Origin of the sequence: Vibrio kagoshimensis, assembly GCF_050337535.1 — a bacterium.
GTDB lineage: Bacteria > Pseudomonadota > Gammaproteobacteria > Enterobacterales > Vibrionaceae > Vibrio > Vibrio gallaecicus.
Window position 1 is genome coordinate 253,603 of the sequence record NZ_JAKJSZ010000003.1, and the last position, 13,231, is coordinate 266,833.

At 41.1% G+C, this 13,231-nt stretch carries 10 protein-coding genes; 3 read left to right on the top strand and 7 right to left on the bottom strand.

Translation table 11 applies throughout. From position 1 onward, the window contains the following. Positions 1–4 precede the first annotated feature (4 nt). The 3 genes from L4C37_RS03160 (at position 5) to L4C37_RS03170 (ending at position 3,188) form a co-directional block, all read left to right on the top strand. Positions 5–445 carry an Lrp/AsnC family transcriptional regulator gene (locus L4C37_RS03160; RefSeq protein WP_137371917.1) on the top strand — a complete coding sequence of 147 codons (441 nt, stop codon included), beginning with the start codon at positions 5–7 and terminating at the stop codon, positions 443–445. 103 nt (positions 446–548) lie between these two features. Next, the gene (locus tag L4C37_RS03165) at positions 549–1,484 is read left to right on the top strand and encodes a LysR family transcriptional regulator (RefSeq protein ID WP_273295083.1); all 936 of its coding nucleotides are present in this window, start codon (positions 549–551) and stop codon (positions 1,482–1,484) included. A gap of 501 nt (positions 1,485–1,985) precedes the next feature. After that, the gene (locus L4C37_RS03170; protein WP_273295081.1) at positions 1,986–3,188 is read left to right on the top strand and encodes a tetratricopeptide repeat protein; all 1,203 of its coding nucleotides are present in this window, start codon (positions 1,986–1,988) and stop codon (positions 3,186–3,188) included. Between the two features lie 184 nt (positions 3,189–3,372). Here the strand turns inward: L4C37_RS03170 and sstT are convergent, their stop codons facing one another. The 7 genes from sstT to malT form a co-directional block, all read right to left on the bottom strand. Next, positions 3,373–4,590, bottom strand: a complete 1,218-nt coding sequence (gene sstT / locus L4C37_RS03175) for a serine/threonine transporter SstT (protein WP_137371920.1) — start codon at positions 4,588–4,590, stop codon at positions 3,373–3,375. A 503-nt stretch (positions 4,591–5,093) separates the two neighbouring features. Next, positions 5,094–6,158, bottom strand: coding sequence for a ribosome small subunit-dependent GTPase A (rsgA, locus tag L4C37_RS03180; RefSeq protein ID WP_273295079.1), 1,065 nt, complete (start codon positions 6,156–6,158; stop codon positions 5,094–5,096). 412 nt (positions 6,159–6,570) lie between these two features. Beyond that, positions 6,571–7,029: a copper chaperone PCu(A)C gene (locus tag L4C37_RS03185; protein WP_137371922.1), complete on the bottom strand. Its 459-nt coding sequence runs from the start codon at positions 7,027–7,029 to the stop codon at positions 6,571–6,573. 175 nt (positions 7,030–7,204) lie between these two features. Further along, on the bottom strand, positions 7,205–7,804 hold the full coding sequence (locus L4C37_RS03190) for an SCO family protein (RefSeq protein ID WP_137371923.1): 600 nt from the start codon (positions 7,802–7,804) through the stop codon (positions 7,205–7,207). Beyond that, a complete protein-coding gene (locus L4C37_RS03195; protein WP_429767849.1) occupies positions 7,801–8,241 on the bottom strand; it encodes a hypothetical protein in 441 nt (146 codons plus the stop codon). Before L4C37_RS03195 ends, L4C37_RS03190 begins: the two co-directional genes overlap by 4 nt. Before the next feature lie 283 nt (positions 8,242–8,524). Continuing rightward, a complete protein-coding gene (locus L4C37_RS03200) occupies positions 8,525–9,451 on the bottom strand; it encodes a polyprenyl-phosphate transporter (protein ID WP_137371925.1) in 927 nt (308 codons plus the stop codon). 754 nt (positions 9,452–10,205) lie between these two features. Then, positions 10,206–12,926, bottom strand: coding sequence for an HTH-type transcriptional regulator MalT (gene malT, locus L4C37_RS03205; RefSeq protein WP_137371926.1), 2,721 nt, complete (start codon positions 12,924–12,926; stop codon positions 10,206–10,208). Between the last annotated feature and the right edge of the window lie 305 nt (positions 12,927–13,231).

The following is a 13,231-nucleotide window of genomic DNA, read 5'->3' on the forward strand; positions in this document are numbered from 1 at the left end:
GGCTATGGATAGATTTGACGAAAGAATATTGCATGAGCTAAAAGCTGACGGCAGAATCTCTAATGTAGACCTTTCTGAAAGGGTAGGGTTATCTCCATCAGCAACCCTAAGGCGAGTGCAAGATTTAGAGAAAAAAGGGGTGATTCAAGGCTATCGCGCGGTATTAGATAATGTGCAAATGGGCGTTGGTTTTATTGCTTACGTATCGATTGGTTTATCTAGTCACAGTAAAGCGGCTCAACTTGAATTCGAACAACATGTCAGCTTAGAAAGTGAAGTGGTTGAATGCCACAATATTACGGGTGCTAATGAATATTTATTACGAGTAGAAACCCGTGATTTACCAAGTTATAAAAAGTTTCACGCTGATGTTTTAGGTGAATGCGCGCAAGTTCAATCCATTTCAACGATGGTAGTGATGGATACGCCAAAAGACGAACGCTAGCTATAACTATTCAATGAAAATCTTAGTGAAAGTTATGAAGTTTAATGATTTTAATTAGCGCTAAAGTTGTATGAAATGTTGGGTTATTGATTAAGGAAAGAGAGTGCCAAATACTAACCAGTTATTATTGTTTCTTGATGTTGTTCAGCAAGGGTCTTTTACCAAAGCTGCGGCTTTACACAATATGGATAACTCTTCACTTTCAAAACAAATTAAGAAGTTGGAAGCTGATCTTGGTGTGCAGCTTTTGAACCGCTCTACTCGGTCCTTTTCTTTGACCTCTGCCGGTGAAGACATTCTTGCTCAAACTCATGTTCTTCAAGATACGCTTGACCAAATTCAAGGTATTGCTGATTCGTATCAGTCTGAACCTAAAGGTATGTTACGAATTACGACTCCAATCTATTTTGGCCAACAATACCTGCAGCCGATAGTATCTGATTTTATGAAGCGCTACCCTGATGTGCAGATCACCTTGTCTTTAAATGATAAAAAAGCCGATATCATTGCTGATCAGTACGATATTGCGTTTCGAATTGGCAAGCTTGCAGAGTCGAATCTAATTGCACGAAAAATTGCAGACACTCACTTTTTGCTGGTGGCTTCTAAAGGGTTTGTTGAGCAGCACGGTATGCCAGAAACTCCGCAAGATTTGATTAAGCTTCCTGCAATTATTTACAGCAATAGAGATATTAGGTTAGACCACCTTCGCATTAATGAAAGTCCTGGAAGTGACCTGTACCATAGCTGGAAAATGAAAGGCAATTTTGTTGTTAGTGATGTTCGAACGATCGTTGCTGGGGTCAGTGATGGGCTTGGTTATACCTTGCTTGATTTATCTAACCTTCATTACTCAATGGAAGAATTGGGCTTAGTCACTTTATTGCCTGATTATCATATTTCGAGGTTAGATACCGCTATTTACGCAATATACCCGCACAGAAAGCAGACTAAGCTAGTCAAAGAATTTATCCAGAGTGTGCAAGACTATATTGGTAGTCCCCCTATGTGGGAAAAGAATCGACTAAAAAAGCAATAAACTACTGAACAAAGAATCTACCGCATAATAAAGGGCGTGCTTAAATGAGCGCGCCTTTGTTGTATTCATCAGTATTAATGCTTAATAACACCGTAAACTAATAAGTATTTATAAGTTGAATTTACAATGTAAACTCTAACAAATACAAGGGTTCATGGACTATTTAAACCTCATAATATGTTTGCTTATACTTCAAATATCCTTTTAGGCAGTTCTGCCTTATTGGTTACTCCTAGAATCCAATATAGACCCACTAATTGAAAATGTATGATTGAAGATCACAATGGTTAACTCCAAATGAAATCTCATGTGCCAATGGCTGTATAGTGGCATTATCATCAAAAGTTGCTCACTTATGTCATTTTTTCCGAGAATATGCTTATTAATTCATGCGTCTTCTTCAGGTTTTCCATGAATAGCCGCTAAAATAGATATCATCTAAAGCTGATTGTATTTTCCACTTCGGTATTTGAAATCAGCTTACCAACATTAAGAATTTTTATGAGTACTATGGGAATCGCAATTGGTGCGACAGCTCTATCACTTTTGCTTGTGTTCATCTGGCTTATGTCGCTGTCTTTAAGAAAGCAGCGCATCGAGGAAGAAAGAAAAGCGCGTGAAGTGGCTTACCGAAAAGCGATTGAAAAAGCACGAAAACAAGAGAAGCAAGAACGTCTTTTTAAAGCTGAAACTGGGCATCTTCCCTCTATTCTCTTTCTAGCAAAAGAAGCGGAAAGAACGAATTTGAAAGAGGCTCTTTATTGGTATGAAAAAGCCGCGCAGTTGGATGACATGAATGGCATGTATGGCATTGTGCGTATCAGCATGCGTAAAAGAGAAGATCTGATTCTCAAAGAACAAGCGAACTTCTGGCAGCTAGCGATTGCTGGTTTAGAAGGGGATTTGAATGCTAAGTTTGAGATGGGTAAAGCGCTAATTTTCGGAAGAGGGACAACCAAGAATATCCCTAAAGGTTACTCATTAATTGAAGAATCAGCATCAGCAGGCAACCCAGAAGCCATGATTTTCATGGGTGATTGGAATGTTGATAAAACTAATCCTGAAGCCTCAGCCGAAGCTTCTGTAAAATGGTATAAAGGCGCAGCAGATAAAGGGAAAATTGAAGGGAGCCTTAAGCTGGGTGCAAGTTATTTAAATGGTGTAGGTGTTCCTAAGAACCATGGAATGGCATGTTATTGGTTAGAGAGTGCTGCTGAAAAAAGCCACCCTGAAGCGATGTGCCGTGCGGGTGAAGCATGGAGAGATCAAGGTGAGCACGGAAATGCGATTTCTTATATTTGGTTGTTTATGGCGGCCCACTTTGGTTATGAACCTGCAAGACCCATTAGAGATATTGTAGGGTCAAATTTAGGGGTTGATTCAGTTGTAGGTTTGCAGTCCTTAACGAAACCACTTATTGCGAAGTTAACCCAAAAATCAGTAGCTAAACATTCAATTATCCGAGCGTTAAATAAGCTATACAAGCGTGGAGTGCCGATTCCTAAAAAAGTCGTTGAAGTGGAAGATGATTCAGACGAGATACAAGTTGATACGCAGCAACAGGAAAGCTTACAACAAGAACAAAGCCTAAATGATGGCGACCAAAAAGCAGGTGAGCAAGCAAAAGCGCCAGTTGCTGTCGAACCTTCGTTACCTACTACGGCACTGGATTTTTCTCAGCCACTTAAGCCGCCCAAGCTTTAAACCGGTTAGATTTGAATTAATTAGTTTTAAATGACTCAGTTTAAGCCCTTCAGTTCAGCTGTCGCATATCTAAAGCTTGCTGTAACGAAATATAGATAAAACAGATAAAAAGAAACGGGGAAGCATTAGCTTCCCCGTTTTTTGTTGGAACTTAATCCAATTTAGCTCTGTCGCTCAGAATGTATTACTGTGCTTTTTGTTGCTCAGCTTTACAAACGGCCGCTGTGAACACAACATCAGTTGAGCTGTTCAGTGCTGTTTCTGCAGAATCTTGAATCACACCAATAATGAAACCAACCGCAACAACCTGCATTGCCACATCATTAGAAATACCAAACAGACCACATGCAAGTGGGATCAGCAGTAATGAACCACCCGCTACACCAGAAGCACCACATGCTGAAACCGCAGCAACAAGGCTAAGTAAGATTGCTGTGAAGATATCAATTTCAATACCCATAGTATGAACCGCTGCTAGCGTTAATACTGTAATCGTAATTGCAGCACCAGCCATGTTAATGGTTGCGCCTAGTGGAATAGAAACTGAATAAGTGTCTTCATCAAGCTCAAGCTTCTTACATAAGTTCATGTTTACTGGAATGTTAGCAGCACTTGAACGAGTAAAGAATGCCGTCACGCCAGACTCGCGAATACATTGCAGCACAAGCGGGTAAGGGTTTTGCTTGGTTTTCACGAATACAATTATTGGGTTAACGACAAGAGCAATAATAAGCATTGAGCTTAGAAGTACTGCTAGAAGTTGACCATAGCTTGCTAGAGCATCAAAGCCTGTTGTTGCGAACGTTGCAGAAACAAGACCGAAGATACCAAAAGGAGCAAGGCGAATAATAAAGCGAACAATGTGAGACACGCTGTTACTTAAATCTTCAAATACCGCTTTCGTTGTGGATGATGCGTGGTGAAGTGCAAGACCAAGACCAATAGCCCAAGCAAGAATGCCAATGTAGTTAGCGTTCATTAATGCACTTACTGGATTATCAACAAGCTTGAATAATAATGTGTTTAGGACTTCCGCAATACCTTGAGGAGGGTTCGCACCTTCAGCGCCAGCAACCAGTGTCAAAGTGGTTGGGAACATGAAGCTTAATACAACAGCGGTTAGAGCTGCTGAAAATGTACCAAAAAGGTAAAGTACGATGATTGGTCGCATGTGGGTATGCTGACCTTTTTTCTGGTTTGCAATAGAAGCAGCAACAAGAATGAATACCAAAATTGGGGCTACCGCTTTTAATGCACCAACAAACAGGCTACCAAGTAGACCTGCATCTTGGGCTGCTGATGGTGACACCATTGCTAGAATGACACCAAAAACAATACCCGCAAGGATCTGGAGAACTAAGTTCCCACGAGCAATGCGAGCGACGATGTTGTTATTTTGCATAAAATACCTGCAATTATTTAGTTGTTATAGTTTGTCGTGTTTTATAAAAGCACGATCATTTCGTCTATTCATTAGCCGAATAGTCGTTATGGTAACTACATAATATTTTGTGTCTAGGATTAGTTTGTTTTTAGGGTAATTGTTTGCTCTATGTGCTTAATTTAAGTTCTAATGTTTATTTTATGTTAATGATTGGTATTATTAACTATTTTACTTAACTTTTTTGTTGGTGTTTTTTAACCGTTTTAGTCAGGATTTGATATTCAGTGAGTGAATAGAAAGTGCTATATGAGATAGGTGTCTTAGGCTGGTATTTAAGCCGGTATTCGTACCTATAGTTACTGTGGGGCTTACTCGATTAAAAAAGAGCAGATTCAAGACAGCATTGCAGGAAATAAAACGCCCCTTAAAAAGGGGCATGGTAAGGTGATTTCAATGATTTATTCTGTTTCTAGGTTTCTAGGTTTCTAGGTTTCTAGGTTTCTAGGTTTCTAGATTTAAGCCTAAGAGCCACCTTGTTTGATGTTACGGCTTTCCGATTGTACGTTTCGGTACATTTTAGAAAGCTGTTTGTAGTGCGAACGTTGCTCGGCCAGAGTAGCGCCATTTCGAGCTTGTTCTCTCAGCAACTTTTGGTAATTCTTAAAGCGCCTTTCTGTCAGGTCTCCACTTTCAATCGCAGCCGTGATTTTACAACCAGGCTCTGATTCGTGGTGGCAGTCTGAGAAGCGACAGCGTAGAGCGAGCTCTTCGATATCAGAAAAGGTTTCACTTACACCATCAGCGCAGTCGGCTAATTGAAGCTCACGCATCCCTGGAGTATCCAGAAGCAAACCGCCACTTCTAAGAGAATGAAGTGATCGAGATGTCGTAGTATGACGACCTTTACTGTCGTCTTCTCTAATTCCCCCAGTTTCTTGCTCTTCACTGCCTATTAATGAGTTAACTAATGTTGACTTCCCAACACCAGATGACCCCATGAGCGCGACGGTTTTACCAACTTTGCAAAAATGTGCCAATACCTGAGTAGAATCGATATCTAAACTGTTCACTGACTCAACCATTAGCATTGGGTCGAGTTGTTGAACTTGCATGATTTTGTCTTCTACATCGTCACATAAGTCTTTTTTGGTTAGAACAATAACGGGTTCTACTTGTGCTTCATTGGCAAGCGCTAAGTAACGTTCAATTCTGCTTAAGTTAAAGTCATTATTGAGTGAAACTACGATAAAAACAGTGTCAATGTTAGCGGAAATATACTGCTCAGACACTTTACTGCCTGCGGCTTTTCGACTAAATAGAGATTGCCTTTCTAGCAAGCGGTCAAACTGTTGTTCTAGCGTTAAGATCACCCAATCACCGACCGTCATAGCTGGTTGGCTATGGTGAATAGGTAAGGTTATTTCACCTTGTTCACTTGCTAGAGTATAGCCACTTCTATGATGAGCAATAACGCGAGCAATGATAGATTGGTCGTAGTCTTCAAGTGTTAGTTGTTGTTGGAATACAGGTTGCCATCCAAGTTGTTGAAGTGTCATTGGATGAGAAAATGCAGTTTGTGAATTCATTATTTGTTTACCCTAGACGTGCGAACTGCATAAAAACTGTCGTTTATTTGCGAGCTATTTAGCTTGCTGTACAGTAATGCGCTCGAGACGTCATAAAAACGTTTGAGTTAGGGTCAAATGGAATTGATGTAGACCCCGGTAATTAATTACACGGGTAAAGGTAGCGGGGGTAATAACTCAAATTTAGCTATTGGCTAGTGTTGAAACTGGCTAGCTGTGAAATTGAGTAATTAAATTGGTAGGAAATTAGTTGTCTTTAGGTGTTTCTACCAAGTTATACGCGCGATACTTTTACAGTCGTGTTTAGGTTCGTCATTACAATCATCTTGTGTCCTCCATCGGGTTAAATACGCGCTAAGCGTAACAGAAAACGGCGAGTGGTAAAAGTACTCGCCGTTTGTTTTAAAGAAGCTTAATGATGGGAGTGGTCCATCTTCTTCATGCCACTCATAACCTTTTTCACAGGTACTTGCAGCGTTTGGGTTTCACCGTTAGCAAAGGTAAGCGTCATTTCAATTTCTTCCCCTTCTGCTAAACGTTTATCTAAATCAAATAACATGATGTGTAAGCTACCTGGCTTGAGTACTGCGTGGCCGTTTGCTGGTATTGCAATGCTTTGTACTTGGCGCATTTTCATTACATCGCCATCTTTAATTACATCATGAAGTTCGACTTTTCCAGCTGCGGGTGTTGATGCTGAAATAAGGGTACGTTCATTATCACCATGGTTCATAAGTGTAGTGAAAACAGCACTTGTCACTGATGATGGTGCCATAGCGCGGGCGTATAAGTCATGCGCCATGATGTCGGATTTAGCTTGAGCAAAAGGAGTGAGGAGCAACCCCGCAAGGGCGAGAGCTTTTAACTTCATGTTATTGTCCTTAATGGTTTTATTATAGTGTTATCGTGCTTTTAGTATTGAGCACTTTAATTTTATTGGGTCATTTCGTGACCCTTTCTTGGTCAAACGATTAAACCTAGCGATTTATCTACTTAAGCCATTTATCAACCTAAGCCACTTATCAGCCTAAATCGTTTGAATCTAACTAGTTAACCGCAAGCTCTTTAATCGCATTTACGATGGGAGCTGGGGTTAATGTGTGTGGCACTTTCGTAATTAGCGTACCGTCTGGCTTCAAAAAATAAAAATAAGAGCTGTGGTCTAACGTGTATTCCAGCTCAGAATCTTCAAGCACTGTTTTTCTAAAAATGACACCATAGTTATGAGCTAAAGACGTTGTTGCTTCTAACGAGCCAGAAAGTCCTTCAATCATAGGGTGGAAATATTGCGCGTATTGAGAAGACGCATCTGCAGCATCACGTTCAGGGTCTAAAGATATGAACATAGGACGAAGCTTAGCTTTATCTTCATCGGTAATTTGATTCAGCGCGCCAGCTAGCATGGCTAATGAGGTTGGGCATACGTCAGGGCAACGTGTGAAACCAAAGTAGACAACCCGAATTCGTGGGTCGCTTTCATCAAATATGGTTGCTGGCTGACCACCTTTTCCATACAAAGTAGTTTCAGAAAGCTGTTGAGCTTTTTCTTGTTTGGCTTGAGTAGTCGCTTGCTCGTCTAAATAGACTTTTACGCCAAAGCCTAAAACAAACGCTACGATTAGTGCTAAAGACCAATTTTTACTCATCTTGCCATCCTTATTGCTGGGTGAATCGTGGTTGTGCCGTCGGTTAACTCTCCAACCCAAGTCATTTTTTCAAGTGTACATACAGGAAGAATAATTTCGCCCTCATATTCATCTCCGCCTATCAATTTTAACTGATAAAGCGCGGTGCCCATCTCCATTTCTAGCCCTTTTAGCGATAACAGTAGTGTGTCTTGCTTAGCATTGGGCCAGATAACTCGAATCGTAGAAGGAATCAGGGGTTGGGCTGTATTTTTATCAAGTGACATTGAAATGGAGTCTTGTATACATGAGTCTGTTGACAGCATGCAATAGTCCGCGAGGTCGACATTTTCCATATCTGACCCAAGTGACTCTTGGACCTTATTGATAGCTTGAGGTCCATAAAAACCAGCGGCAAGGGCAGTAATCACCGCAACAACTTTAAATGCAGAATGCATCAGTCATATCCATTTGATTCTATAAAGTCGCGATATTATCACAATCGCCAATACGTATTTGTATCAAAAGGAAATTATGTGCTGATGCTAGTATTTTCCACAGGGTTTTTCTCATTGCTTATTATCATGATATTTATGGAGAAAGGCAGAAAGTGAGCGCTAAATGAGGGAAGTTGAAAAGAGGTAATGTGTAGTCTTGAATAAAAAACCGCCTATAAAAGGCGGCGTTTGTAATGAAGCTATGTGTATTCAAATAAAGAAGTAAATACGTTAGATAAAGCGATTATTTCTCTTTACTGCCGTCGCCTGCAAACTTCTCTAGAGCAAGAACAAAAGTGATTGCAACAAGCATCATGGCAACTGCCAATACTAACTGTGACGGTTGTGATGTGAGGGACTCAAATTCAAATGGCGATAGGTTTTCTTGAATTAAAGGAACTTGCTCACCTTTTGAGTTGGTGCGCCAGCTGATGGTTTCTTTCCAAGGCCAGATTTTTGGAAGTGTACCAATCATTAAGCCGGTTAAAAAAATCAGAGTGAAATCTCTGAATGAACGAAGCAACCAAGAAAGCACATGTGAAAAGGTTAAAAGACCAATAACACACCCGCCAAGGAATAAGGCTAATACATCAACTTGAAAGCCTTTAACCGCCGCTAATACCGGTGTATACATGCCAATGAGAAGTAAGATAAAGCTGCCAGAGATTCCCGGTAAGATCATCGCACAAATAGCAATTCCGCCTGCGATTAAAATGTTGATGCTAGTAGGCTCCATCTGCAGAGGCTTCAGTATGGTAATACTGTAAGCGAATGCTACCCCTAACAGTAGAAACACAAAACGCAAAGCGTCTCTTTTTTCGACCTGTTTAAGAATATGGTAAATAGAGACTAGGATCAGTCCAAAGAAAAATGACCACAGTGGGATAGGGTGAGTGACCAGTAGCCATGAAATCAATTTGGCTAATGTTGCTATGCTGGTAAAAATACCACCAAACAATGAGATTAAGAAAAAGCCGTTGATGTGGTTAAATGCGGCTTTAAAACCTTCACGCTTCCATATGCCGAATAGGCTTGGGTTGATGCGTCTAATACTCTCAAGAAGAGTATCGTAAATTCCAGTAATAAAAGCGATGGTACCGCCCGATACGCCAGGTACAACATCTGCTGCGCCCATTGCCATACCTTTAAAAAAAGTGCTTAAGTAATTCATTGCTGCATATAGTTAATGATAATTGCCCGCAGTATACAAAGAATAGTGTAGAAAAAATATCAATTCTGGATGTGCAACTCGATGTCTTATGCGATTACGTTCGACGGATCGTAAAACTAATCAAACTGGGATTTGCTCACCCTTTGATAGCAACAGTATTCATATCTATTTTGCATGAAAATGCAAAGTGCAATTGCATAATGCAAATTCTGATTGAAAATTAGGAGTTTTATGCGACATTTGACCCAAAATAACCTAGTTTAAAGTTGGCACGTTACCTGCATTGTATAAATCGACCCTTCTTAAGCCGAGGGTCACCTAGCCAACTGACGTTGTTAGTGAACCAATTTGTTCACGATATATATAGAGCCAATCGCGCTTATTGCGATTGGCTATTTTTTTGTCTGTCATTTGTGCCACTCTTCTTCACTTACTTGGCTTATTAGTGAATAACCCGTCATCCAGTGTATTCTCCTTCCCAAGACCCAAGACCCAAGACCCAAGACCCAAGACCCAAGACCCAAGACCCAAGACCCAAGACCCAAGACCCAAGACCCAAGACCCAAGTTAAGCTAAAGCGGAACTCAAAGCTCTACCATCGCACACTATTTATATAATCTTACTAGTTAGGCTTTACTAAGTCATAAGCTTATTATGCAAAAAAGCCAACCCAGAATCGTTTCGATTCAGGCTGGCTTTATGTTTATTCTAGCTGGGGTTCTATGTGTGAACAGCGCTAGTCATTGATTGGGTATTAGTATCCCATCAACTGTAACAAGTTCTCAGCAGTACTGATTGCTTCCTTTCTATTCGCAATATTCAGTTTCTGATACAGGTTTCGAATGTGAGTCTTGATGGTTGTCCCTGCAACGTCGAGTTCTTGGGCGATTTGTTCATTACTAAACCCAGAATAAATTAATCCTAGTACTTGCCACTCTCGTTGAGTCAGTGGGCTGGTGCGCACTAGCTCTGGGATGTTCGGGTGGTTCACTAAGTTTTCGACAAAGTCTTCATCAAAATGAATTGAGCGGCTGCGTTGTGTTGTAGAAATGTCTTTCATGATTTGTTGCGCTCGGTGGCGCTCTAAATCTCCAAGACCAGGTTTGCTACTTAACTTATCGAGAATGTGCCCGATTGTACTGCCATCAACCAAGAAGTTACCCACCATGCCGGTTTGGTTGGTCATTTGCAGCGCTTCTTCCAGAAGAGTTCGTGCATGGTCTTCATTTTGAGTTTGAATATGGTACACCGACTCAACAATGAGGTTTCGGTTCGTATCAGTAATCAAATGAGATTTAGCCGCTTCACTTTTTAAGAAATTTAAAGCGGTTTCAGCCTCTTCAAATTGATCCAAATATATATGCGCTCGCACTATATTGCGCCATTGAAGTTGGCAGAAATGGTTGCTCGCCGTTTCAGGGCGTGCAGCTGCGTTTAGCCAATCTTGGATCGCTTCTTTGTTACCTTTGACTTGCCAGAATAAGATAAGTGACAAGGACGCATTAGCTGTCCAATCTACATGGTAAGTAGACTGGCGCAGTAAATGCTGGATTTGATCAATAAACTTTGCGGCTTTATCTATTTCACCGCGGCTAAGAGAAATACGCGCCAGCATTGAGTAGCTGTGAAGATGCTTGCTTGGTGAGTGGTGACCAAGAATATCTAAGCCCTTATAGCAACACTCTTCCGCCTCGTCTAATCGGTTCCAACACCAGAAGATTTGAGCGCGAACACGCAGTAAGAACTCATGCAGAGGGACGTATTGCAGTTGGTGTTCTTCAATTAACTTGAATGCACTGTCTTGCAGCTCAAATGCAGCTTGAACATACCCTTGAGCAATCAATATTTCACTCTGCTGGAGAATAGCCCATAAAGCTTGATGATAAACTTGATACTGACGAGCCAGTTTCTCTGTTTGCTGCATCATGGGTAGTGCACGGCTTAAATTACCCATAACGTGATTAACTTCGCCTACTACAGATGTCGCTACAATGCGGCTACGATAGACATTGGTATTGAGTTGGCTTAGTGCTAATTCAGCAAGTTCTAGAGCGTTTTCTGGATCACTACTATTGATCGCAACTTGAGCTCTGAGTGCATTGTATTGCCCTTTATGTTGAGTATCTAACACAATGTTGCGCTCTTTATATTCCTTTTCGGCTTCTTCTAAAAGCGTACCTACTTGGTCATATCTATGTTGGCTTTGTGCAAGCCATGCTCTTAACATTGAAAGCTTCGGGTTGCCAAATAACTGGTCTCGTGTCAGTTGTTTAACTGCCATTTCCAAAGATGAAAGTTCACCCTGGTTAAACATCTTCCAGCCAGTGTCATTTAAGATTTGGACAATCAATTCACCATCTTGTGCTCTTTGAGCATGTCGTAATGCTTGGTGAGGTGTATCTTGCTTCAGCCAGGCTTTTGCAGCAGAACGATGGAGCTCTTCTTCTTGTTGAGGAATTCTTGCTTGGCGCTCATGAGCTAAAAACTCTGCAAATAAATTGTGGAAACGGTACCAGTTATGCTCGCCTTTATGTTCACCTTCCAGCGGATAGATAAATAGTCCATATCGATTTAATGACTCGATCATACCTAAAGCGTCCTCACGTTCGGTGAGCGCGCATACGAGTTCATCATTAAAGTGATCAAGAACGGAACATTGCATTAAGAAATGTCTTGTTTCCTTATCCAGCAAGTCAAACACTTCTTCGACAAGGTAATCCCAAAGGTGCGCATGGTTGAAGTGAGAAACTGATTCAGCTGCTTGAACTAGAGTGCGCTTTTGGTGTTGCGCCTGTAAAGCAATTAATTGTAGGGCAGAAGGCCAGCCCTCAACATAGCTACATAGGCTGCCTGCCGTGGAGTCATCTATTCCATTCGCGACTCTTAAGTTAAAGAACCGAGTGGTTTCTTCTGTATCAAAGGCTAGAGACTCATTACCAATTTCAATCATCAAGTCACGGACACGAAGGTTTGCGGTGCCTAAAGGTGGTGTCGCGCGGCTTGTTGCCACTAGCGTTAGGTTGTCTGGCATGTGCTTCAAGAAGAAACGCATGGCTTCATGAATATCGTCATTTGCGATCAGATGGTAGTCATCCAGAACTAGAAAACACTCCTGATGAAAATTAGACATTTCTGCAAAAATTTCACTTAGCAAAGAGTGAAGTGATGAAAATTGTCTTTTTTCCGCAAGTTTTTGAGAGTTTGGACATGCGTTTTGTGTGGCTTTATTTAGCGACTGAAGCAGGTAGTTAATGAACCTGAAAGCATCATTGTCGCTGTCATCAATACTGTACCAACCCACGTTTGGTTTATCTGCGAGCCATTGGGCCGCCATGGTCGTTTTGCCATAGCCTGCTGGGGAGCGAAATAATACGAGCTTATAAAATGGTGCTTGCTGTAATAGCTCCAATACTCGGGGTCTTACGATTGCATTATGTAAGCGACCAGGACGAGTCAGTTTTGATGGGATCCACATATCGAGTCTAACCTTTTAAGTGGTTGGTATAAGCTGCATATGAACCTTGGTTGCGAAATGCCATGGTTAAAGGGTAGCAGTACCAATTATCGTTTGAATTATGGGGGCATGTTACGTGAAGCGGAATGCAACAAACTATGATCGACTTCTTAAATCTTGCTCTTCTGCTTGTTTTGACTAATCTACGCCCCTTTTTTGTGATGATCATCACTTATTGCTTGGGTTTTTGATTGTGAAGTGGTTCCTATCTGTACGGAAAATTATGCAACTTATGAAAGAGATTGAAAATTTTTCGTGATCTGAAC